Source organism: Vibrio sp. 1S139 (assembly GCF_041439475.1).
Lineage (GTDB): Bacteria > Pseudomonadota > Gammaproteobacteria > Enterobacterales > Vibrionaceae > Vibrio > Vibrio crassostreae_C.
This window is the reverse complement of sequence record NZ_JBGOOD010000042.1, coordinates 21,419-45,816: the sequence shown is the minus strand read 5'-3', so window position 1 is coordinate 45,816 and position 24,398 is coordinate 21,419. Positions and strand designations below refer to the sequence as shown.

Genomic DNA, 24,398 nt, shown 5'->3' with positions numbered 1-24,398 from the left:
CTAGTGGGCTAGAGCCTATCACCTTCTGGGTTGTCATCCATTGGTAAAGCTCATCCAGTATCGGCTTGGCATACGCTTAACGCTCTGCTTTGCGTTCTTCGGCAGGCGCACCTTTTAAGCGTGATTCTATCCCGTAGAGCTTTTGGGGTTTAGCCAGCACTTTATCAGCCTTGCCCGATTTACCTTCCCCTTGAAGCTTCTTCGCGTCCATGAACTTGCGTTAAGCACCCCACATTAGTGACGTGATGCAGACCATGATAAGCCGTGTAGCCATCGGTTTGTAGATAACCGTTGTAGTCACCTAAAAAGTCCACGGGGCACACCCTCGCGCGACTGTTTTGATAGTCGTACAAGGCGATTTTTTCACATTCGGCAGTGCCGCTTCGGGCGAGTCAGCGCCTGAGCAGTAAAGCCACATATAACACTGCTTCTCTTCTTTGAGCACATTGAGCGGCGTTTCATCCGCCTGAACCACCACTTGTTGAAGTAGGTTCTCCTTCAAGGCCACATACAGCGGGGCGAACTTCTCACTGACTTGGATAACCCACCTTGCCATGGTGGCGCGTGATAGCTCGATACCCGACTGGGTAAACAGCGATCATCAATCAATGCATTGGGTGCTAACTCTTGTCCTCCACCCGCTAAGCGACCATTACAAAAAGCACCAACAAGGATCTCGCCGGTAAAGCTGCCTTTGTCTATGGGCAACGTGCCACTGTAGGGCTTAAAGCCAAGTGCTTTCACCACACCTGTTAGTGTATACGCACCGCCACCGAGAAAATCTTTAAGCTCGACTGGCGTTTCAGCTGTGACTTCAGCACCAAAACCCGCCGCAGCGACATTCATAAAATAGCGGTCATTCGCACGCGCGCTATCCACCGCAAACGCCTTGCCTTCCAGCGCTAGTTCAAAAGCACCCGAAATATCGTTAGGTATTCCCGTTGCGGTAGCAAAATCATTCGCAGTGCCCATTGGGATAAGCGCCAGTTGTGGTCTTTCACTGGCACGGAACTGGTTGAGCGCGTTAACGGCTTCATTCACCGTTCCATCGCCACCGACAACAATCAGACGCTTAACACCATCGCATATTGCCTCGCTTACCAAACGAAACATGTCCGACGATTCCCAAGTCACTCTAACTTGCAGGTCAATATCATTGTCCCTCGCCGCAAAGGTGGCTTGCCTTAATTCCGGGATATTGGCTTTCTTTCCGTTTAAAATCACGCGAATGCTGTCCATGGCTATGTCCTTGTATAGGCTAACTTGATAACTCTTTTGCTGCCGCTTTGATCTTAGCTCGTAACCACTTATGGCTTGGTTCATTAGTACGGCTTGGATGCCAAATCATACACATATCGAGGTCTTCCAACTCGAAGGGCAATGGCAGTGTTTTTACCGCGTACTTTTCAGCAAAACAATGCACTGATGAAATAGGCATTACTCCGATGTACTCAGAGCCTTCGATAACAGGAAGCATCTCTACAACGCCCGCTGCGCGATACACGATTCTACGTTTCTCAAGGTCACTATAGTGCTCAGAGCTTAATAAGCTTTTGCGCGCATGCCACCTAGAGACCACCACATGCTCGAGTGCTAAGAACTGTTCCATATCGATGGTATCGCCAACCGTAGGATGATCACTACTACACACCACCACCAGCTCTTCTGTAGAAATCACCTCGTGCTTAAGCATGGTTCTTCCTTTAGGCGTCATATCAACAATCACGTCGTGTCTTTGCAGCCTTAAATCAGACTCATAGTCTTCGGTAAACAGAGGATGAACCTCTAACGCGATACCTGATGCGACTTGGCTGATTAACCGCATGACTTTTGGCATCATTTCGTAGCTCGCCGCCGAGACGCAGGCAATGGAAAACACGCGGCCTGAGGTTTTAGGATCGAAGTCTCTTGATGCGGATAAGGTAGAAGTAAAGTTTTTAAGTGCAGCGGCCATTGCAGGATAGATATCAATAGCGAATGTGGTTGGCTCTACGCCTGATGTGGTGCGATGAAACAGTGGCTCATCATAGATATCTCTCAACCTTGCAAGTGCTTTACTCACTGCTGGTTGGCTTATATCCATGCGATTAGCAGCTCTAGATAAGTTCTGCTCTTCATAGATAGCAACAAATATAGGAATTAGATTTAGTTCGGTACTTTTCATACAGTTCCATATTAAAGAAGCAGGTTCCCCATAGTAGAGAACCTGCCGATTATGTTCGATGCGAATAACTAAAGTTTGCTACTTAGTTCTATCTTTTAAGTTTGGCAAGGCTTTAGGGATTTTCAAGCGAGCGGCAATTGAACGAGAATTGCTTGAGTTTGATGTGTCACTGGGCAAGTTACGTAACCCTTTCCATAAACGAGTGAATACGTTTTTATCTTCACATCCTTGTTGAAGGGCTTCGCTATCTTCTAGCCAACGCTTTTGTCCATTTGATTTACCATGTTGCGCTTTATCCAGTTGCACTTTATTCAGTTCTAACTGAGAGGTTTGGTTTCGCAATTGACGGTAGATAAAGGTTCTTAATGCAGCCCAATTACCTTGCTTAACTAAACGACGTAGTACCAGCCAACTCGGTGTTGGGCGGTTTGCGTAGTAACGCTTAACCGAAACAATCAACGCAATGCAGACTAACAACACCAAACCAACACTAATAAACACCGACATGTAGGCCTTGATGAAAGATTGGACTGTGTGTTTGGCTTCAAACACTTCGCCTTTTATCACCACGTTTTCAAGGCGTTGATTTTTGCTGTCCCACCACTGAAATGAAAACTCTGGCAGCGTAAACTCACCACCCTGCTGAATCACATATACAGTCTGTTCAACTCGGCTTGAGCGATAATCACCACGTTCTTGAGTGTCATCCAAACGGTTGGGCTGTGGGTAAGCTTGGAACTGCTTAGTGGACTTATTGGTTAGCACATCTGGCAGCAACACAGAAAAGCTGTCTTTTGCCTTAATCGTGATAGTTCGAGTAATAGCATCGCCAACTTTTAGCTCTTCACTTGAGCGTTGCCATTGCTGCTCTATATCTACTTCTGTCGCAGAAAACCAAGGCGTTTCATTATCGAGTAAACCTGAAGGCAACGAAGCTTCAAACTTAATCGGCTGCGTGTAAAGCGTACCGCCCACGTTTGAACCATCAGGAGCAGAAACTTGGATACGAACCGGTACGGTTGGAATAACAAACTCACCGGAAGTCATCGGATAAAGCGTCACTTCCCAACGCTGACGTGACCATGTAGTACCACCGACTCTTTCTGTGTAGTTCGTCGCGAGTTGGTTACGCTGCTTAGCGATAACGTTAGGGATTTCGATACTGCCGATTCGAGTGCCGCCCGTTAACCAGCGCGGTGTCGCCACCTCAATGTTCAGAATGACCTGCTCATTTACGCTGACTTTGCCCGGCGTTATTTTGTCGCCTGACTTGGGTTTCTCGCCAATCCAAGCGATAAGCTCAACGTCACCACTTTTTTGCAGATCGAAGATATCGGCAGCAGAAGCAACAGCAGGAAAAAACCAACTCAACATAAGAGTCATCGACAACAACCATGTGCGGGCTGTGAATCGCGCTCGCTTTGATTGAATCGCTTCAAGAGCTAAATCATATCGACTCATTGCGTTTGCTCCTGTTTTGACGCTTGTTCGATGGAAGGCGCAGGATCTCTTAACTGAATTTGGAATTTGGATTTCAAGAAGAACTTAGGATCGGCTTCTACTCGCTTTAACCACTTGTCGGCAAGCTCTTGGCTGCCCAAAATCTCATTCGCGTTAAGTGTTTCCTTAAGCATCAATTCCGCTACCGTTTCTTCTTCAGCGCCATCACCCGTTCGCGGCTGATCGTCTTCGAGTTCTAAAGATTCTTCAGGGCCATCTGTGGTTCCAGACTGGCTTTCACTGGTTCGGTTTACCTCTTCGACAATTCCACTAAGCACAGCAAGATTGTTCTCCACATCCGTTCTTAGTTCTGGTGACAGATCCTCTTTCTCACTTAATGATTTCAAGAGGTCTCGTGCGGCAAGGTATTCACGCTGCCTAGCTAACGCACTCGCTGCATTGTACAAACCAAGGTCAGTTTTGGTTTGCAAAAACGCACTGTGAGCGAGCTTAAAATCACGAGCATAGTAATAAGCCGCGCCCTTTCGCATTGGGTCAGTAAAATGTTTGGCAGCTTGAAGATATTCTTTCTGATTCAACAGGCGTTGACCTTGCTGATCGGGCGTTAACCATAAGTCCCACCACCATTGAGCTGTTTTGTCCCAAGTAGTAACCGACTCCACCACAACGGGTTTCTCAGCGGTTAAGTTGACTGTTTTCGCCAAAGTGTCTGGTGAATACATGCTGCTTGTGATCATCAAACCAACGACACACCACTGCACCAACCACCCTTTTCTGAACCATAGCAACATAATGAAAGCCATTGGAATAAGCAGTCCATAGCCCATGTCTTTCCAAGGCATTGAAGATTCGCCGTTGAGCTGCATGTTTCTTTCAACCGCTCTGTTTAGTTGTTGGATATCCGAATCATCAACGGTCACTTCAATCACTCGTCCACCCGTCTTACTCGCTAAGTTACGCAGTGAATCTAGGTCGACAGGGTTATCGCTCACCACATTACTGTTTCCTGCGGCGAGAATGAGCAACTGATACGGATTGTCGTTAAAGAAACTCTCGTACGCCCTAATGGTGCTTGGGTTTACACCATCTGATACCAACAGTACAGAAGAACCTAACTCACCAGACAGGTGCTGATTAATCAGTGGCAGTGCTTCCTCTGCTGACTTACCTGAAACAGGCATGATATCGGGTGTGATAGCCGCTAGAAACGGTTCAAACACCTTGCTGTCTTGCGTGACGGGCATCGCTACGTGTGCGCTGCCTGCATAAACCACTAAGCCCGTATTACCGCCTTTGCGAGCTGCCAATAAGTCTCTAATTTTCTGCTTAGATCGTTCCAAGCGACTTGGAGGCAAATCTTTAGCAAGCATAGATTCACTATTATCAAGCACAACCAACATCGACGCTTTGTCTTCACCAAAAGGCGAAGCCTCACGCTGCCATGTTGGGCCAGAACAGATAATGATGGCGATAGTCACAATCACCACCAATAGCTTCAACGGCAGTTGCTTGCGCCAGCCTGTTTCGCCAATCGTCAATGCATCACGTAAATGTGTAGGTAAAATGTCTTTCCACGTTGGTTTGGTCTCTTCTCTCCAACGAACCCATAACAGGAAGAACATCGGAATAAAGGCCAACAACCACAAAGGTCGGATAAAATGAAACTGGGTAAAGAACTGTTGTATCGTGAGAGAATCAGGCATCACTCTCTCCTTTCAAATTCTTAGCCGAAGAAGCGAGCAGCGATCTTCGGCGTATCGTTGCTAAGCTGAATGCGGTCAAATACATCACTACAACAATCGCCATCAAATAGTGGTGCAGCCCCTGTTTAGGGCGATAAGTGGTACTTTCATATAACTGAGGTTCAAGCTCACCAATCTGAGCATAGGCTTTGGTCAGTTCGTCGCGGTTAAGTGCTTCAAAGGCTTCGCCACCTGACTCTTGAGCGACACGCTTGATGGTTTCCATATCCAGAGCAACCTCTCCAACGGTTTGCGGATCGCCCATCGCAATAACGTGAATTCGAACGCCTTTAGCCTTGGCGACTTTTGCGGCATCGATAGGCTCAACAAAACTTCCTGTATCATTACCGTCTGTTAATACGATCACGACTTTCTCTTTTTCGTTGGTGTCGACGTTTGAATCTTGAACGGCAGCACTTTGCTTTTCACTTTGTTCAAACACCTTGATCGCCAAGCCAATTGCATCGCCCAAGTGCGTACTTTGCCCTGCCATCGCGACATCGGTTTGATTAAGCAGTTCAAGCCATACATCTTGGTCCGCGGTAAATGGCGTTTGTACAAACGCTGCATCACCAAACAAGATCAAACCGAGTCGGTCACCTTTTCTGGTTTTCGCAAAATCAACCAGCACCTCTTTGGTCGCATCTAAACGAGAGATTTTATCGCCTTGTTTAGAAGTGAAATCTTGCTCCGCCATTGAGCCAGACAAATCGACCACCACCATCACATCACGACCCAATTGTTCGCGAACCTGTGGCTCACCAAGAATGGTTGGTTTCGCTAACGCACACACGACCAATACCCAAGTAATAATGAGCGTGGTTCGTTGCCACCAGCTTGGAGTTAACTGGCTTGCACCTTCTGACGGTGCTTCCCCAATCGCTTCTACCAATTCTCGAAAAAATGGCACCTTAATCGCCATTTGCTTAGTTCGATAAGCTGGCACCGCAAAGTAGACCAACAACGGTAAAGGCAGCGCAATAAACCACAGCGGATGCGCAAATTCAAAACTGGCAGATAAAACATCAAACATTGTCTTGCCCCTCAACCGTTACCTGTACATTCGGCTTGTGAAGTTTTAGCCACATCATCGCGGTTTGAATTACCTCTAAACGCTGTTCAAAGCTCAAACGCACATTAGAGTCAATTAGGCTTTGCATCCATAATTCCGAAACTTCATCGGCAAAGAACGCATTGCTGTTTTCACTCGTGTTGGCGCTAACAGGCAGATAAGCGTTCAAACGGTTCACATAAGCTTGGCCAAACAACTTGGCATTACTGCTGTCTAGGTAACGAAGCACCACTTTGAGGACTTTAAAGGTTCGTTCGGTTGAGTTCTTGTCTCTTGCATCCAGTACCATGAGCTCTTGAAGCGCTTCTTTGCGATAACGGTTATTCCACCACCTTAACGCCAAGCGATAAGCCAGATAGATAGCGACCAATAACAGAATAACGCCAAGGATCTTCCAGCCGATCGTTTGAGGAGCCCAGCTCACACTGTCAGGAATGGCGACATCATGTAGGTCGCGAAGGATATAAGTACTTGGAGGCGTATGTTCAACAGCCATTTAGCGCCCTCCCACTAGTTTCTTCAGCTGTGATATGTGATTGCCCGACGTGTCTAATTCTATATAAGGGAGGTTTTTCATCGCCATCAATTTAGCAAGGGACAGTTTCTGAAGTGCCGCTTTTTGGGCAAGGCTTTTACTTGCGAGGTTAACCTTAGATTGGCTATCCAGATTAAGTTGAAAGCGACCATCACCCACCACCCAGTTTGCGCTTGCCAGATCTTGAGGCAATGATTGTTCTAATGGATCGGTGACCATAATGGCTAAGATGTCGTTGTGTTGTTGCAGTTGCTTTAGTCGGTCAAGATGTTGCTCTTGGCAATCTCGCCAGTCACTAATGAATATCAAGGTTGATTGCTTGAGTCTCATTCGTTTGATCAGTTCAATCCACTGGCTAAAACCAACATTATCGCCATCACTTACATTGACGCCTAAGCTTTGATTGGCTTTGGTAAGATGTTTTAGCTGAGCCAACAAATCAGATTGAGAACGTTGAGCTTTGGTATGAAACAGTTTTTGGTGCGAGGCCAAAACGAAGCCGACACGATCACCATCTTTCAGCACTCGCCATCCACACAATGCCGCCACTTCGGCAGCCACAACAGATTTCATGGTGTTTTGAGACGCAAAGAACATCGAACTGCGCTGATCGACACAGATCATCACATTACGGTCTTTCTCTTCGGTATAGCTACGAATATGAGGCTTACCCGTTCGCATCGTAACTTTCCAATCGAGATTACGGATATCATCACCCAATTGGTAATGACGTAATTCTTCGAAGTTCAAACCACGACCACGGAACAAAGAGTTATGTCTGCCCGAAAGTACGCTGCCCGCTTTTAAATGAGGTAACAGTGAAAACGACTCAGCTTGAGCCTGAATTCGCACTAACCTTGAATAATCACAATACAGTCGTGGATCAAGGCCTTGCGATTTGGGAGCTTGTGTTGGCTTCGCCATGACGCCCCCTAGTTATCCAATCTCAACATTATCGAGCAGTTCTTCAACCACTCTTTGATGGTCAACACCATCGGCCAATGCGTCGTAAGACAACGAGAATCGGTGACCTAATACGGTTGGTAACATGGCACGCACATCGTCCAACGTGACATGGTCACGTCCTTGCAACCATGCATAAGCGCGAGCACATTTATCCAACGCGATGGAAGCACGCGGACTTGAACCAATCTCAATCCATTTAGACAAGTTTGATTCTGGGTAACGCTCTGGCTTACGAGTTGCCATCACCAAGGCCACAATGTAGTTCTCAACTAAATCAGAAACGGCAATGTCTGGAAGTTGGCGCCGAGCTTCAAGTACCAACTCAGGTTCAATATGTTGTGGCGTGACTAATTCTGAACTGGTCTCGCTACCGAGTTCCTCACTGCGCACAAGTCGAATGATGTCGCGTTCAGCTTCATCTTCTGGATAGTCGACTGTCACTTTCATAATGAAACGGTCCATTTGTGCTTCAGGCAGTGGATACGTACCTTCTTGCTCAACTGGGTTTTGTGTGGCTAGCACCATGAACAAATCTGGCAGGATGTGAGTTTGACCACCCACCGTAATCGTCCCTTCCGCCATCGCTTCAAGCAGAGCAGCCTGTACTTTTGCAGGCGCACGGTTCACTTCATCGGCTAATACAATGCTGTTGAAAATAGGACCCGGTTGGAAATGCAACTGAGGCTTTCCATCAAGCTCTTGATACACCTCCGTGCCCGTCACATCAGATGGCAGCAGGTCTGGCGTAAATTGAATTCGACCAAAACTGGTGTTCAGTAGATTCGCCAGCGATTTTACTGAGCGAGTTTTCGCTGTACCGGGAAGTCCCTCTAAAAGCACATGGCCATTAGTCAATAACCCTATCACCAGAGCCCGAACGACGTGGCTCTGACCGATAACACTTTTCTCTGTTTGTTCAATCAGTTGGTTTATTGCTTGTTGCGCATGGTTCATAGGTCTTCCCTTAATTCAATCTGGCTGCGTACATCCTACTCACAAGCTCCATAACTATTAGTTATAAACGCGATAATTGGTTACAAGCGGAATAAGCAGCAAGCTCGATAGCCAAGCTCACCTCATCGCTTTATTTAAACCTAGCTTTCAATTGGTTAATGGCTTCCGGCGGTGCCACTTTGCTCAATGATGAAATACATTGCTCAAACGCCTTTGGTACGCCCGGTATATGACTGTTTCGCGCCAACACTTCACACTGGGCATACAGGTGCTGTGGGTTGCGGCTAAATTGGTAAGCCTTATGCAGTGATTGACTTGCCGCAAGCACATCCGATTTTTCCAAAGCCAATCCGTACACATACCAATATTGAGGGTCGGTTTGCGCAGTTTCAGCGGCTTGTTTAAGGTAGTCCGTTGCTTGTTCGTAATCTTTCACACGAAGCAGAGACAATCCTGTGCTGTATGGCAAAACACTCGATTTAGGCTGAGCTTCAATACCTTGCTTCAAGGTCGACAACGCTTTTGCCTCGTTACCTTGCGCTCGATACAAATCCGCTAAATTGGCGTAGCTGTTTTCGAAATAAGGCTCAATCTCGATAGCGCCTAGATAAAACTCAATCGCTTTGTCGTGCTGGCCTAAATCTCGGTAAACGTTGCCTAGGTTAGTACGTCCAAATCCTCTGTCGGCATTAAATTGCTGTATTTCAATGTACTCTTCTAATGCAGGCTTGATTTGGTCTTTCTGCAGAGGGTTCATTTCTCCCCAATAACGCACTAATGCGCCTGCGGTTTCTGAACGAATCGACAATACAGGGTCTTTCAGCAGCGGCTCTAGAATCTGCCAACGGTCAGTAAATGGGAAACCAGACGAGCCTTGCACAACGCCCAAACGGATCATTTCATCATCATGTTTCACCGCTCTTGCTAGCGAGATAAGCGTATTCTTACCCGTATTACCGCCCAAACGTTCTAAGCTCGATGCACGAATGATATTGCTTAAGCTAGAGTCCTGAGCCGAGTATGCCAACGCATCCTCTGCACCTCTGTGCCCTATTGAGTCAGCATAAAAGGCAACGGCAAAGTGCTGCTGATTACGATACTTAGAATCTGGGAACCACTCACCGATTTGCTTATCTGCCCACTGGTCGGTTTGATCTTCATGACAGCTAGTACACACGTTTGGTGTTTTAATGTGTTGGCTAATATCAGGACATGGGATGTGCCAACTGTGGTCGCGTCTTGGGTCGACCTCCATGTAAGTCGTCTCAGGCATGTGACAAGTGGTACATTGTGATGCTTCGGTATTCGCCTCGTGGAAGGTGTGCTTTTCAGGCGTGTACTCTGATGCAATGTGACATTGGCTACACACCGCTTCTTCGGCAATTTTTAGTTCAGCGGTATGGGGATCGTGGCAGTTAGTACATGTGACGCCTTTTTCAGCCATCACTGATTGAAGGAAAGATCCGTAAACGTAATCTTCATCGTAGATTTGACCATCGTTATGGTAAAGCTCAGGAGTAATCAAACTTAGACGATACTTATCAAAGAAAGACCCGTTAACGTGATCTCCAGTTTCATTTAACTGAGTACGTCTGCTGTGGCATTGAGCACAGGTTTGAACTTGGTTGGTATGGATGATGTCTTTTGGTTGCAGGGTTGAGTTGCCCTCTTGGTAGACCCATTCTTTCACCGACTTCGACAAGTCGCGATCAAAGCCATAATGCGACGAGACTTGAACATCCTTTCCGCCGTTGGCTTTTGCTGACTTGTTTTTTGTTAACTGAGCTTTTGCTAGCTGGGCCTGCTCAACGTGCTCGCTTGCAGGGCCATGACAGGCTTCACAACCGACATTAATCTCAGACCAAGTAGTGTTGTAAGTATTACTTGCGCTGTCGTAGTTCTTTTCTAGGTTCGTTGAATGGCAATCAGCACACATGAAGTTCCAGTTTTGACCGCTATTGGTCCAGTAGAATTCATCAGTGTTGGTGGTATCCGGGTAGAGGTTAAACCAGCGTTGACCGCCTTCGCCCTCAGTGCGAGAGTCCCAAGCGAAAGGAATCAACTGTACTCGACCGTCTTCAAACTCAACCATGTACTGTTGTAATGGTTCAAAGGCAAAGGTATAGCTGATTTTGTAATCTTTGAATTGCCCGTCTGGGCCTTCGATATTGACCCAGAACTCTTCACCCTTGCGAAAAAATCGGTTGGGTTTACCGCCATGAGTGACCGTTTGATCGTTGAAATCGCCTAATACAGATTCATCTGTAGCGTGTTTCATCGCCATGTCATGATGAGAGCCCTGCCACGCTTCGACTTCTTCACTATGACAATCAACACAAGCTTCTGATCCGACATAGGTGGCTTTAGAACCGATAGGTAAAACATCAGAGCTAGCGTGTGAAGCTACAGAACTGAGCTTTGAAGCCTCAGTGTTGCTATTAGGATCTTGCTCGTTGGCATAGGTGCTCAAACTGAACAGCGACAACATAAGTGGAGACAAGATTACGGATAATACTGCGACTCTCTGGTGTTTCAATCCGTTCACTAGCGAGCACAACCATGCAGACATAACATTCCTTGTTTTTATACATCCTTATGCTTACTAAGGTAGACGTAAAAACGACTAAAATACAATTATTTAGTGGCAATGATCATGATAGTTGTGATTCATATTCACGACCGGGATTTACTCATCGGTATGCGCATAAAAAAAAGAGCTCCTAGGAGCTCTTTCGTGTTATCAGCTTCATCAAGCTATCAGTTTCAATAAACCAAAGCTTACTTATTATGGTTCTCTTGAAGTTTCTCCATAACCTGATCCAAGCTAAAGCTTGCTGCTTTTTGACGTGGCGGATATTCAGCAAAGGTTTCTAGGAACTTGCCCACATACGCTTGTGCTGGAACGAACATATAAGCATGGTCTAACAACCAGTCGTAATATGTGTTCGATGTAATGTCTGCGTTTTCGTATGGGTCCATACGCAGGTTAAACAGCTTAGGAAGACGTAACGTCACGAACGGTTCAGCCCAAATTTGCATGGTACCCGTTGCACGCTGCTCCATGAACACCGCTTTCCATTGGTTGTAACGAAGCGCCGCTAAATCACCATCATCGGTAAAGTAGAAGATCTCCGAACGACGGCCTTTCTCTTCTTCACCCGTTAGGTAAGGAAGGAAGTTGTAACCATCTAAGTGAACCTTAAACGTTTTATCACCGGCAGTATGACCTTTGAGTAGTTTCTCTTTGATTTGGTCATCACCAGCGGCGGCAACGAAGGTTGGCATCCAGTCCATATGGTGCATGATTTCGTTAGATACGGTTCCTGGTTCAATCTTACCAGGCCAACGAACCATTGCTGGTACACGGTATGCGCCTTCCCAGTTGGTGTTTTTCTCACCACGGAACGGGGTTGTACCCGCATCAGGCCAAGAGTTCATGTGAGGGCCGTTATCCGTTGAGTAGAAAACAATCGTGTTGTCTTTGATACCCAACTCATCCACTTGCTTCAATAGTTGCCCAACGTGTCGATCGTGCTCAACCATACCATCAGCGTAGTTACCGACACCGGTTACGCCTTTACTGTCGGCTTTCACGTGCGTTCTAAAGTGCATACGTGTCGCGTTCCACCACACGAAGAATGGTTTGTCCGCTTTCACTGCGCGATCCATAAAATCAAGTGCCGCGTCTAGTGTTTCTTCATCAACCGTTTCCATACGCTTACGCGTCAGTGGACCGGTATCTTCAATCTTGCCATCAGCGAATGACTTAATGACACCACGAGGGCCAAATTTCTTACGAAACTCAGGATCGGTTGGGTAATCTTCATTCTCTGGTTCTTCTTCAGCATTTAGGTGGTAAAGGTTGCCAAAAAATTCGTCAAACCCGTGTGCTGTTGGAAGGAATTCATCTTTATCGCCAAGGTGGTTTTTACCAAATTGACCTGTCATGTAACCCATAGGTTTCAGCATTTCTGCGATTGTCGCGTCTTCTGCTTGTAAGCCAATGTCTGCGCCCGGCAAACCTACTTTACTCAAACCCGTTCGTAATACACTTTGTCCCGTGATAAAGGTAGAGCGACCCGCAGTACAAGATTGCTCTGCGTAATAGTCCGTAAACATCATCCCTTCTTTCGCGATGCTATCAATATTCGGGGTTTTGTAACCCATGAGACCGAAGGTGTATGCACTCACATTGGATTGACCAATATCGTCCCCCAAAATAACCAATATATTTGGCTTTTCAGCCGCAAAAGTGGCGCTGGACGCGGCCATCATCGCTGTACCCAAAATCGCTAATCGACGTTTAGCGCCATATTTCGCTGTCATAGAAACCTCTTCGTAAGTTATTTGCATCCTGCCCTACAACGTATAGTCCATTTTTTACACATGCGCGAGATTCCCTAAGCTATTAATCTTTTTGTCATTTTTATTGAGATACGGATACAGAAATCATCGATAAGGTTTACGCCAACAAACATGATAAGGATCACACATACAAACTAAGGCTTTATTCTACGTACCCACTGGAGCTGATATTAATCAATAGGTTACCTAAGCATCATAACGATTGGTTATAAGCACTATAAAAGGACGTAACGGAATTTTGAGAATAACATTTGCTCATCGATGCGTTGTTCTAACGCATTAATCTTAAAAGTGAATCGGAGTCCTTATGGGTACTAAAATTAATAAACTAGCATTAGGTGTTGGCTTATTAGCAGCTTCTTCAGCGGCAACAGCAGCGGAAAAACCGAATATTCTTGCTATCTGGGGTGATGACATTGGTGTTTTCAACATCAGTGCATACAACAACGGTATGATGGGTTACGAAACGCCAAACATTGACCGTATTGCGAATGAAGGCGCACTATTTACTGACCACTACGGTCAACAATCGTGTACTGCTGGTCGTGCTGCATTCCTAACCGGTCAAGAACCTTTCCGTACTGGTCTATTGACTATCGGTATGCCAGGTTCGGACCACGGTATCCCTGATTGGGCTCCAACGATTGCAGACCTTCTAAAAGAACAGGGCTACATGACCGCTCAGTTTGGTAAGAATCATATGGGTGACCAAGACAAACACCTTCCAACGAACCACGGCTTTGACCAGTTCTTCGGTAACCTATACCACTTAAATGCAGAAGAAGAGCCTGAAACATATTACTACCCTAAAGACCCAGAGTTCCGTAAGAACTACGGCCCTCGTGGTGTAATCAAGTCTACTGCTGACGGTAAGATTGAAGATACTGGCCCAATGACGCGTAAGCGTATGGAGCATGCGGATGAAGAGTTCCTAGAAGAATCTCTAGCATTCATGGAAAAAGCGGTAAAAGCTGACAAACCATTCTTCATCTGGCACAACACCACTCGTATGCACGTGTGGACTCGCCTACAAGAGAAATACCAAGGTAAGTCAGGTATCAGTATTTATGCTGATGGTATGTTAGAGCATGATGACCATGTTGGTGTGCTTCTAGACAAGCTGGATGAACTAAAAATCGCTGACAACACTATCGTAATTTACTCTACCGATAACGGTGCTGAAACGGTTTCTTGGCCTGATGGCGGCGCAACTTACTTCCACGGTGAGAAAGGTACAACTTACGAAGGTGGTATGCGTGTGCCTCAGCTAGTTCGCTGGCCTGGGACTATCAAACCTGGAACTAAAATCAACGATATCATGGGCCACCAAGACTGGATTCCTACTCTACTAGCAGCCGCTGGTGATGATAAAGTGGTTGAGAAGCTAGCATCTGACAAAGGTGCAACTTACAACGGTAAAAACTGGCGCGTACACCTAGATGGTTACAACTTCCTGCCTTACTTCCAAGGTAAAGAAGAGAAAGGCCCTCGTGACAGCATGCTTTACTTCTCTGCTAACGCTGAGCTAAACGCAGTACGTTGGAATGACTTCAAGATTTCGTTTGCTGTGATGGATGGTAACATTGTGGATGCAGTTCGTTTCCAACCAAACTGGCCTCAAGTTGTTCACCTACGTGCTGACCCATTCGAGAAAGCACCGCACGAGTCTGGTATGTACCTACGCTGGATGGCAGACAACATGTGGTTATTCGTTCCAGTAGGAAATCAGGTTCAAGAGTTTATGACGACGCTACCAGATTACCCTATGCAGAATAGCCAAGTACTGAACCCAGGTAACTTCAACCAGAATGCATACATGCTTCAAGGTAAACTTAAGCAACTAGAAGCAGCCGCAGCACAAGCTAAATAAGCTACTCTAGATTAAAAATGTAATAACGAAGCCGTGGTGACTGAATGCAGTGACCGCGGCTTTTTAGTATCCAATACAAATAACATAAGACGCGAACCGCCAACTAGTACAATTCACACCCAACCTACCCTCTCATTTTTCAAAAATAAAAACTCACACTAGTCAATGTGAACCTTAATATATGACCGTTGCGTTAAGATTTCGCAAATTTTTTCAAATCCTTATGACATGACTTGAATTGGAGTTCTTACCATGCGATTGTAGTTCAACTGCCCATAAACAACTGTATGATTATGAAAACATTACAATCCATTGCGCTGCTTTCGACAATTATCGCAGCACCACAAGTGTTAGCTGACGTAACAATTGAAGTTCCTTCTAGCGCAGATGCTTTAGTCGAAGTCTTAGCTGTAAATGAAGCTAAACCCGATCTTGACGGTGGTTTCTTCTCTTCGAGCAAAACGATCACCGTTCCAGATGGCGTAAACCAAATCGTTTTCAAATATCAACTGGCTTTCAGCCAAGGTAACGACCGAGAGTTTGTCGATAGCGATACCATTATTGCTACTTTTGATGCGACAGACACAGCATTGACGTTTGACATGCCTAAGTTCCGTAACACCAACGAAGCGAAAAAAGGCCTTCAAAACTTAGATTGGAAACTGGTTGATGAAAACCAAAATGCAATCAGTGTTAAGCAAGACAAACTTATCAAAGATGGCATGCAGATTGGTCGTAAGTACCCGCAAGAAGCGAAGGAGTACAACCAGAAAGGCGGCATCGCAGCACTTACAGTAGGTGCTAGCGCGGGCGCAGCAGTTGTAGCACAACCCGTAACGCTTCCAGCAAAGATTGACGGAAATGCGGCGAATACAGCTGAAGAAATGTTGTATTTCTGGTACGAAAAAGCGGATGCTGAAACGAAGCAGAAATTCAAAGACTACGTGAACAAGTAGCTCAATGGTCTTAATTTAAAAACGAAAGAAGCTGGCGCACTGCCAACTTCTTTTTTGTCTTCATCTAGATGATTTAGGCTTATATAGATTAAGCAGACTCAGTCGATAACACTTTTCCATCTACTTTTGTTGGCCACCCTAGCGCTTTGTATTCAGCTGCTAGTAAATGGGCACAGCGGCTAGAAATTCTGGTCAAAATCAGCTTTAGCTAAGTAACCTTGAACAAGCTCTCGATATTGCTGCTTCAATGGCGCTTCAATAAAGCTCGCGTCTATCGCATTCAAACTAAACAGCGCTAACTCCTGATGCGTCATCTCATGAGCTTTGCTCACCGCATTAAAGTTATCCGACATGTAACCACCAAAATAAGCAGGGTCATCCGAGTTAATCGTTACAGCCACACCCTTTCTGAGCAGTTCGACAATGTTGTGGTCTTCCATCACATCGAATACACGCAATTTAATATTCGACAGTGGGCACACCGTCAGTGGCATTTTGGTTTCAATCAGCTCTTCGATTAGAGCTTCGTCTGTCATGCACTGGACACCATGATCCACTCGACTCACGCTGAGCATTTCAATCGCATCGACAATGTTTTGAGCCGGCCCTTCTTCTCCTGCATGCGCCACCGTCAAGAAGCCCGCTTGTTTTGCTTGTTGGAATACACGCTTGAACTTCTCTGGTGGGTGTCCTAATTCAGAAGAGTCCAGTCCAACCCCGACGATCTTATCTTGATGCTTCAATACCTCTGCGAACGTTTGAATGGCGCTCTCTTCAGATAAATGGCGCAGAAAACATGCGATGATTTGAGAGGTAATGCCCAACTCTTTATGACCCTGTTCAAGCGCACGATGAATGCCGTTAATAGCGGTGTCGAATGCAATGCCACGATCGGTATGTGTCTGAGGATCAAAGAAAATCTCAGTATGGATAACATTGTCGGCTTTACAGCGTTCTAGATAAGCCCATGTTAAGTCGTAGAAATCCTGTTCTGTGCGCAGTGCATCAGCACCTTGATAATAGATATCCAGAAATGACTGTAAATCATCAAATTCGTATGCGCGTCTTAGTTGCTCTGGGGATGAATAAGGCAGCTCAATGCCATTGCGTTGAGCAAGCTGGAAAAGTAACTCAGGTTCGAGCGAACCTTCAATGTGTAAATGCAACTCTACTTTTGGGAGCCCTTGAATAAATGCGTTCATATTTCACCTACTATGGATTTTAGGTGTGCACTTACTCTGAATAATAGACAGGAGGTTTTCTTGAACGCCATTACAAAGAGTAAGAACACAATTGTGATCTAAACCCTTCGTAATCAGCACTTTGCGGGAGCTGGTAGAGACCCCAAACCATATCATTGGGGTTATACGAAGCAAACGGTTGCTACTATACAGAGTTTAATGGGAATTTCACTAATCAATTGCTCATTAACCGATTTCTAAAGCAGGAACCTGTTTGGTTCGATCTCAACGGTAATCTGGTCGTATTCTCGACATCAGCAACATATCGATGTACTTACCCGCTTTGAACGTACTGAGTCTTTTTGTGCCTTCTAACTGAAAGCCTACACGTTCATACAAAGCAATAGCGGCGTGGTTATCGGCATGAACCTCTAACTCAAGACGCACGAGATTAAGCCAGTTATCCGCCTGATTGATCGCTTCTTGCATTAACGCCTTACCGACCCCTTTACCATGCATATCCGGGTGAATAGCAATACCAAGACCAGCGCAGTGCCTGTCTCTTACCTTGGTGGTCATGAATAAAGTAATGTGACCCACTACTTTGCCGGAGACTTCCGCAACCAGAGTGAAATGGTCTGAATGACCAAACAGTCGCTCCACTTGTTCAGAACTAAGATAAGGCTTTTGTGAGGTGTTTTCTGAAACTGAAGGGCGGCGATAAATATCGAAAACATCTTGGCTATCCGTTGCTTCTAAATGTCTAATTTGTATTTCCAAAGCGCTTCCTTATCCTATTATTTCTATCCATAAGCTAATTTTCATATTACGGGTAGCAACGGGAACCTACAACCTTTAAAGGTGTAAGTACCCGAAATAATTAAACAAATAGTAAGACTGAACTTAAACTTCTGCTTTGATGAGTATTTTTAAAATAGTGTGAATATCAGAATTTATAATCCACACCCACACTCGCTAATACTTGCTCGGAGTTATAGAAATCGATATTAGAATCTATGCTTCTTAAACCCAGTAAAGTAATGAACGCCCAATCTTTATAGCCCATCAAACCACCAAACTCATAAGCTAAGAATGCACCGAATTCATTCTCTTCACGTACTTGCCCGTAAATTGGATTCGACTCATCATATTCACGATCACTTGCATCTAGGGTAACAACAAAACCGTGGCGACCGACTCTCTTCGCGTAGTTTAATTCAATTCCATAACTATCGAAGCTGAGTGCTCCTCCTTCTGCGTCTGAGTGGAAATACACCATTGAAGGAACAAATAGACCAGCTTGGTTTGGCAAGATAAAGCGGTACCCTGCTTTGGCGTACACATAGGTTCTTTCCCTATCCAGCAGCACAGCATCTTCCGGAGATAAGACTTGGCTACCAGATAGCTCTTCATCAACATCAGATTGCCCAAATGCGAGATCCGTTCGAAAACCAGTTCCACCAATATTAGTGAGCTGCAGTCGTCCTACATTACCTTTCACATCCGTTTCATTTCGATTAACGCCAACAGCATACGGATCCGTCCAAGCCTTGCCCGAGATAAGCGTAGGAAGAACAGAAAAATCCAATATTGTGCCTCCAGATAGCTGATGTCGATAACCAATCTCAAAAGCAATGGTACCTGTTGCAATATCCTCTCGAGTGGTACCCGCATACACTTGATGAGTCAGTGACTCACCAAAGGTATATTGAACCGTACCCAAAAAGCCGAGTAGCCCTTGGTTTTCACTATCCCCCTCCTTGGTGTTGGTTACTTGATTCGCGTCTTGCTCGGTGCTCAAGTTACTGCTGTCAGAAGATACACCCGTCAAGACACTGAAGTTACCACTGAAACCTTCCGTTAGTGCAAGGCCACTATAAGCTGGCATTGAAGCGAATGCCGAAAATACAACTGGTAAAACAAACCTCATATTCACATCCATTAATTGAATAATCACCCGTTAACTATATGTATTAAATTAAAATTATAACAACTATTTAACGGAGACATTTATTCAACTGACGAATTGGGTATCTAAAAAATAGGTTCAAAGGTGCAATAAGTTGATCTATCGCTTTTAAGCTTTCGTAGTACTTCTCGAAAATAACGGACAAAACTCAAAGGAAGACAATATGTTTAACAAATTAATCAAAACCACATCAGTGCTAGTTGCGACGCTTCTTTTTACGGCTTTTGCTCACGCTAACCACCACGAGATGAAGAAAGACATCGTTGATGTTGCGACGGAAAACGGCTCTTTCAATACTTTAGTGGCGGCAGTGAAAGCAGCGGACTTAGTTGATACATTGAAAGGTGAAGGCCCTTTCACTGTATTGGCTCCCACTGATGAGGCATTTGCTGCGTTACCAGAAGGAACGGTCGACATGTTGTTGAAGCCAGAAAACAAAGACAAACTAGTTGCAGTGCTCACATACCATGTAATACCAGGTAAAATCATGGCAGCTGAAGTTATGAAGTTAAATAGTGCAGTGACGGTTCAAGGCAGTGCGGTAATGATAGCGATAGATGACGGCAACGTAATGATAGACAACGCCAAAGTTATTATGCCAGACGTTGAGGCTAGCAACGGTGTTATCCATGTGATTGACGCTGTGCTGTTGCCTAAATAAGAAATACAACATCGGTCAAAGGTTTTAAGAGGGTGTGACAGGTCACACCCTCTTCATCTTTTAATTAAAAAGTTTATAACGGTCTTAAGCCAACCGAGGCTGCCTTTATATCAACAAGAACTATATCGACAAGAACCCGAGTTACACAAACAAGCGGCCGAATATTAGAAATGCCGCCATCGACACTACCTTCATGAAGACCACCACCCAAATGCAATCACCAATACTAGAGTGCGTCGCTTTCCCGAGTAGGAACACAAACAGAATCAACCCTAACACCCAGCCCACTGTCGGAATCAATGACACCAAAGCAACGATTGCAGCAATAGTAAGAAGGGATTTAAAGTCTGCGACCACGAAAGACATTTTGGAGGCGATATACATGCAGCATGCGGTTATTAATGCGTCCATCACAAACGCTAAAGCTTCAATTCCCACGTGACTTCCTTCACTCAAATTAGTTGCAGCGAATATTATCGCTAAAGTGATGATTTTTCTTTAAGAAGAGAACAAAAAGCAGGTGAAAACTGTAACAAAAATGAGATTACCGTTCGTCTGAAGGCACAACCTTTTCCATCACGTAATTGGTCAGCTTTACACCACGCATTTCGACTTCCTGTTCATTCACCACCTTAAAACCAAGATGCTCATAGAAAGGCCTTGCGGTAATACTTACTTCAGAGAAATATCTCGATATACCACGAACTCGACCCACAGTGAAAACATGTTCCATCAACGCTTTCCCTACCCCCTTCCCTTGATATTCGTGGCGACAGAAAAAGTGATCAATCAAGCCACTTGGTTGCAGGTCAGTATAGCCAACTACGCAACCATCGAGTTCAGCCACAAAGGGTTGTAACCCATTCATACGCTTTTGCCATAACGCAAAGTCAAAGCTACTGGGTGCCCAAGCTTCGACTTGCTGTTGAGAATAATCTCGAACATTCACGTTACGTACCGTATGAAAGAAGATCTCCCACAGTGCTTTGTCATCATTCGCTTGATAGTTTCGAATTCTAATCACAACATACTCCTTTTTGTCTTAAGTCCTTTCTGAGGTGAAAATAAACAGCTGAATCAGCAAGCTTTATAACCTAACAGCCTCAGCTTTAGAGCAAGATATCAACGATAAAACACAGCGAGCCAGATCGTCACCGCATCTTTATCCGTCCTCAGCACCTTGTGTTTTTCACCTGCGGAAATATTGAGATAATCCCCTTTAGACAAGGTAACAATGCGACCATCTTCAAACTCAATCACCCCTTGCCCATCGATCACCATTACCCATTCATTCTCATCTTGATCATACCAACCCTCGTCTGGTGAACTGTGACCATATGAGAGTATTCTCTCGATTCGAATGTTGTCGTTGGCAATCAGGTCATTGAATATTTCATTGGGTATTGATGAAGGAACATCATTGTAAATGTTTGGCATCAAGCTCTCCTAGCTAACATTGAATTGATTGGAATTGAATTGATTAACAATCTGGGCCTTAGCTACACTGTAAAACCTAAGCAGCAGCACTCTTTCTGAAATAAAAACGGTAATAGCCCACCAAGTTACTGCAGATAAACAGCGCCTCCATCAGAACTGCTGTTGGCGAGCCAACTAAGTAATTGTGAACCAACCAAAAGCTCGTTCCGATGATCATCAATTCTCTTAATCGACGGTCATCTTTATTGAAGGCTGCAAAGGTTTGAAATACGGAAGCAAAGCAACTCAATATGCTGGTCAGCCCCGAGTAAGTCACAACCGTTGCGACCACTGACATGGAACAGAACAAATATTTAAACTTAGACGATGTAGAAAATACACTCGTCAAATAGCGAATAGTGGCAATCGTCATTAAGCTCGCTGCTGTCCATTGTTCGAGAAGAATAAAGTGGCTCGAAATAAGCACGCCAGCAAAGAACAGACAGGTGACGATTTTCTTTCTCTCTTTAAACTGAAAAGACAGAAGATCGAAACAAATAGCAATTGCGACTAATACTTGAGAAAGATAAAAATCTGACACGGTGATTCCTTCAATAATAACATTACGCCCTAGCCGCTTCTTTCACGGTGAATAATCGAATAAAACATACTAGGCGGTTACAACAAAACAGAGCAAACAGCGCTCTAAAGCTTCTATAAAAATCTAAAGCTTCAACACACCACTAATCACAGTGGTCGCAGAGCCGATTAACTTTATTCGCCCATTAGCCAATAATTCAGTCGACATATAGCCACCACGACGAGACGCCTGATAAGCACTGAAACTGCTTTTGTTGAGCTTTTCTGCCCAGTGTTGCGTCAATGCGCAATGTGCCGAGCCAGTCACAGGATCTTCATTAACCCCAACCCAAGGTGCAAAGTAGCGAGAAACAAAATCAAGTTCCGTATTTGCTGCCAATGCTGTCACCACTACACCTCGCCCTTTAATACTCTTTAAAGCATCAAAGTTAGGTGAAAGAGCCAATAACACTTGCTCGCTGGAAACTTCGATTAACTGCTTGGAATCAAACTCTCGGAATGAAACGACTTGGTGCGGTTCTAAACCAAAGTGCTCAAGTAATGTGAGATTCGCTTCTGAGTTCAATGACAACTGAGTGCTAGGGAAATCAAGTTCGATAGATGATTCACAAACTGTGGCAGATAACTCACCCGACAAGGTGTTAAACACAACACTGTCACCTGTTTTAACCAACCCTTGCTCTTTCATTACATGAACGGTTGCCAATGTGCCATGCCCACACAGTTTTACTTCTACTTCTGGAGTGAACCATTTAAGCGTCATGGTGTTAAGCGCAAGAAAAGCCGTTTCAGATACCGCCATCTCTTCAGCGATTGAGAACATGAGTGACTCATCAAGTAGATCTTGAGAAATGCAGACCCCAGCTGGGTTTCCTTTAAAAGCTTGAGTTGTGAACGAGTCCACTTGATATATATCTAAATTCACAATAGTTCCTAGCTCTTATATTGGATAAATATTGTTGCCTACAATAAGCACAAACACCTTGTGCTACAAGTCTTTAGCAACAACTTTATCGATACTTATTGAGAAACGAAACAAATGATAAACAAAACGTTATAGAAGTGTTTTTAGGGATAAAAGAACATTGAACATAAGAGTAAATCGCGATGGCAAAACAAAGGAATAACGACGATTAATACGAGCGAAAACCCGAAAAAGGTAATCACCGCATCATTATTTAATGCTTAATAACTTGTAAGAATGGATATTATGATGAATATTAATTTAAATAATCCATTCACGGACAATAAACTGGAATACGTACTTGTGTTGAATACGATACGACGGAGTCATCCTTGCCTCACACGATAAAGGTTCGGTATCAAGTAGGAGTAGCAAGTTACTATTTGCATGAAATGCATGAAGTTGAAGTTAAATTAAGTGCCTAAATTTGAATCATGTTGCAAATTTTGGGCTACGATTTAGTTATCACGTACGAAAGGGAATCCGTCTGTGAAAGCGTTTTGCGTATCAATACTTGCGTCAACATCCTTTTTGGCTAGCCCTGTGTTTGGCCAGCAGCATGATATTTATCTCTACAATTGGGATGAATTTTTATCTGACAGCGTCGTTACCCAGTTGAGTGATACCTACGGCATCTCACTAAAGCAGCAATATTTTTCTGACGAGTCCATTCGTGATGAAGTGCTATTGAGTGAACGACGAGGTGCGTTTGAATTGGTTGTCATTGAAAGTATTAAACTGAAAGCGCTGGCTAAACAGAACTTATTCCACAACCTGAGCGACTTGCAGCAATCCCTTTCAAGCAACTTTGACTCAAGATGGGTGGATGGGTGTGGCGAATATGGAATCCCCTACGCTTGGGGGACATCCGGCATCTTATACCGAAGCGGAAAAGTTGAGACTCCCAAGTCTTGGGGCGCTCTTCTAGACCCTGAAACCAAAACCAGCGGCCGAATCAGCATGTATTATGAGCCTACGGATTTGGTGAGTGCTGCGCTTCTGATGAATCAATTTGAGCCGTTTACCAACAACGAACAAGAACTTCGAGTCGCTTACAAAACGCTACAAGCACAGAAGCCTCACCTTGAAAGTAATGAATACGTTGTCGATTATATTCGTCATCCCGAACACTTAGCCAACATCGACCTCGCCTACGGATACTCAGGTGACAGCTATGTGCTTAATGATGCCGAACCTGAGGCATCTTGGGCCTACACAGTGCCTCTAGAAGGAACAACCTTATGGTTAGAGTGTATGGCTGCAATTAACAACGGAGAGCGATCTCCACAGGCAACCACGATTCTCTCCTTCTTATCGCAACCCGAAATCGCCGCTCAAAACGCAATGGATTCATGGTTTGCAACGCCAAGTTCAAAAGCAAAAGCACTCACTTCTCAGGAGTATCAAAACGATCCCGAGCTTTTCCCGAATAAAGAAGTATTAGATCGCAGCTACCTTTATCAGCCGTTAGAACCGAGTAGCATTCAAATTCGCAATCGTATTGTCGACAGTTTGAGATAAC

Annotated in this window: 22 protein-coding genes, 1 pseudogene and 1 riboswitch; of the genes and pseudogenes, 4 read left to right on the top strand and 19 right to left on the bottom strand. The window is 44.8% G+C overall.

The genetic code is table 11. The features are described from left to right. From ACED46_RS14730 to ACED46_RS14680, 11 genes and pseudogenes are all read right to left on the bottom strand, one after another. Positions 1–598: pseudogene (locus ACED46_RS14730) on the bottom strand (transposase); the annotation flags it as partial. After that, positions 499–1,239, bottom strand: a complete 741-nt coding sequence (gene yegS, locus ACED46_RS14725; RefSeq protein ID WP_108208759.1) for a lipid kinase YegS — start codon at positions 1,237–1,239, stop codon at positions 499–501. The gene yegS and the pseudogene ACED46_RS14730, both read right to left, overlap by 100 nt. Before the next feature lie 19 nt (positions 1,240–1,258). Then, positions 1,259–2,164, bottom strand: a complete 906-nt coding sequence (locus tag ACED46_RS14720) for a LysR family transcriptional regulator (protein WP_371721772.1) — start codon at positions 2,162–2,164, stop codon at positions 1,259–1,261. 78 nt (positions 2,165–2,242) lie between these two features. Beyond that, positions 2,243–3,625 carry a BatD family protein gene (locus ACED46_RS14715; protein WP_136974458.1) on the bottom strand — a complete coding sequence of 461 codons (1,383 nt, stop codon included), beginning with the start codon at positions 3,623–3,625 and terminating at the stop codon, positions 2,243–2,245. Then, positions 3,622–5,328 carry a VWA domain-containing protein gene (locus tag ACED46_RS14710; RefSeq protein WP_371721771.1) on the bottom strand — a complete coding sequence of 569 codons (1,707 nt, stop codon included), beginning with the start codon at positions 5,326–5,328 and terminating at the stop codon, positions 3,622–3,624. The genes ACED46_RS14715 and ACED46_RS14710 overlap by 4 nt, the downstream gene beginning before the upstream one ends. After that, complete coding sequence (locus ACED46_RS14705) at positions 5,321–6,400, bottom strand: VWA domain-containing protein (RefSeq protein WP_017060004.1); 1,080 nt, start codon at positions 6,398–6,400, stop codon at positions 5,321–5,323. Before ACED46_RS14705 ends, ACED46_RS14710 begins: the two co-directional genes overlap by 8 nt. Then, positions 6,393–6,935 (bottom strand): DUF4381 domain-containing protein, encoded by a 543-nt coding sequence (locus ACED46_RS14700; protein ID WP_065584635.1) that lies wholly within the window; start codon positions 6,933–6,935, stop codon positions 6,393–6,395. Before ACED46_RS14700 ends, ACED46_RS14705 begins: the two co-directional genes overlap by 8 nt. Continuing rightward, complete coding sequence (locus tag ACED46_RS14695; RefSeq protein ID WP_371721770.1) at positions 6,936–7,898, bottom strand: DUF58 domain-containing protein; 963 nt, start codon at positions 7,896–7,898, stop codon at positions 6,936–6,938. Positions 7,899–7,910: 12 nt separating this feature from the next. Further along, positions 7,911–8,894 carry a MoxR family ATPase gene (locus tag ACED46_RS14690; protein WP_017060007.1) on the bottom strand — a complete coding sequence of 328 codons (984 nt, stop codon included), beginning with the start codon at positions 8,892–8,894 and terminating at the stop codon, positions 7,911–7,913. A gap of 130 nt (positions 8,895–9,024) precedes the next feature. Then, a complete protein-coding gene (locus ACED46_RS14685) occupies positions 9,025–11,463 on the bottom strand; it encodes a tetratricopeptide repeat protein (RefSeq protein ID WP_371721769.1) in 2,439 nt (812 codons plus the stop codon). A gap of 209 nt (positions 11,464–11,672) precedes the next feature. Continuing rightward, on the bottom strand, positions 11,673–13,220 hold the full coding sequence (locus ACED46_RS14680; protein WP_371721768.1) for an arylsulfatase: 1,548 nt from the start codon (positions 13,218–13,220) through the stop codon (positions 11,673–11,675). A gap of 346 nt (positions 13,221–13,566) precedes the next feature. Here ACED46_RS14680 and ACED46_RS14675 point away from each other — a divergent pair, with 346 nt between their 5' ends. Both ACED46_RS14675 and ACED46_RS14670 read left to right on the top strand, forming a co-directional pair. Continuing rightward, positions 13,567–15,129 (top strand): arylsulfatase, encoded by a 1,563-nt coding sequence (locus ACED46_RS14675; RefSeq protein ID WP_017064704.1) that lies wholly within the window; start codon positions 13,567–13,569, stop codon positions 15,127–15,129. Positions 15,130–15,422: 293 nt separating this feature from the next. Next, positions 15,423–16,085 (top strand): DUF2057 family protein, encoded by a 663-nt coding sequence (locus ACED46_RS14670; protein WP_371721767.1) that lies wholly within the window; start codon positions 15,423–15,425, stop codon positions 16,083–16,085. Positions 16,086–16,264: 179 nt separating this feature from the next. Here the strand turns inward: ACED46_RS14670 and ACED46_RS14665 are convergent, their stop codons facing one another. The 3 genes from ACED46_RS14665 to ACED46_RS14655 form a co-directional block, all read right to left on the bottom strand. Further along, positions 16,265–17,287: an adenosine deaminase gene (locus ACED46_RS14665; protein ID WP_136979512.1), complete on the bottom strand. Its 1,023-nt coding sequence runs from the start codon at positions 17,285–17,287 to the stop codon at positions 16,265–16,267. Between the two features lie 90 nt (positions 17,288–17,377). Next, positions 17,378–17,476, bottom strand: a riboswitch (purine riboswitch). 75 nt (positions 17,477–17,551) lie between these two features. Beyond that, entirely contained in the window at positions 17,552–18,046 is a 495-nt protein-coding gene (locus ACED46_RS14660) for a GNAT family N-acetyltransferase (protein ID WP_017066469.1), read from the bottom strand. Positions 18,047–18,212: 166 nt separating this feature from the next. Further along, positions 18,213–19,196 (bottom strand): DUF2860 family protein, encoded by a 984-nt coding sequence (locus ACED46_RS14655; RefSeq protein WP_371721766.1) that lies wholly within the window; start codon positions 19,194–19,196, stop codon positions 18,213–18,215. Between the two features lie 202 nt (positions 19,197–19,398). Between ACED46_RS14655 and ACED46_RS14650 the strand changes: the two genes are divergently transcribed. Next, positions 19,399–19,896 carry a fasciclin domain-containing protein gene (locus ACED46_RS14650; RefSeq protein WP_108092562.1) on the top strand — a complete coding sequence of 166 codons (498 nt, stop codon included), beginning with the start codon at positions 19,399–19,401 and terminating at the stop codon, positions 19,894–19,896. Positions 19,897–20,037: 141 nt separating this feature from the next. Here ACED46_RS14650 and ACED46_RS14645 read toward each other — a convergent pair whose 3' ends face one another. From ACED46_RS14645 to ACED46_RS14625, 5 genes are all read right to left on the bottom strand, one after another. Beyond that, the gene (locus ACED46_RS14645) at positions 20,038–20,334 is read right to left on the bottom strand and encodes a hypothetical protein (protein WP_371721765.1); all 297 of its coding nucleotides are present in this window, start codon (positions 20,332–20,334) and stop codon (positions 20,038–20,040) included. A gap of 106 nt (positions 20,335–20,440) precedes the next feature. After that, positions 20,441–20,920, bottom strand: a complete 480-nt coding sequence (locus ACED46_RS14640) for a GNAT family N-acetyltransferase (RefSeq protein WP_371721764.1) — start codon at positions 20,918–20,920, stop codon at positions 20,441–20,443. A 98-nt stretch (positions 20,921–21,018) separates the two neighbouring features. After that, a complete protein-coding gene (locus tag ACED46_RS14635) occupies positions 21,019–21,333 on the bottom strand; it encodes a cupin domain-containing protein (RefSeq protein ID WP_065584628.1) in 315 nt (104 codons plus the stop codon). A gap of 76 nt (positions 21,334–21,409) precedes the next feature. Beyond that, positions 21,410–21,913 (bottom strand): YgjV family protein, encoded by a 504-nt coding sequence (locus ACED46_RS14630; protein ID WP_017080131.1) that lies wholly within the window; start codon positions 21,911–21,913, stop codon positions 21,410–21,412. Positions 21,914–22,036: 123 nt separating this feature from the next. Next, positions 22,037–22,837: a PhzF family phenazine biosynthesis protein gene (locus ACED46_RS14625; protein ID WP_371721763.1), complete on the bottom strand. Its 801-nt coding sequence runs from the start codon at positions 22,835–22,837 to the stop codon at positions 22,037–22,039. 528 nt (positions 22,838–23,365) lie between these two features. On the opposite strand from ACED46_RS14625, the gene ACED46_RS14620 reads away from it, so the two are divergent. Next, complete coding sequence (locus ACED46_RS14620; protein ID WP_102393763.1) at positions 23,366–24,397, top strand: PotD/PotF family extracellular solute-binding protein; 1,032 nt, start codon at positions 23,366–23,368, stop codon at positions 24,395–24,397. Position 24,398: the final 1 nt, after the last annotated feature.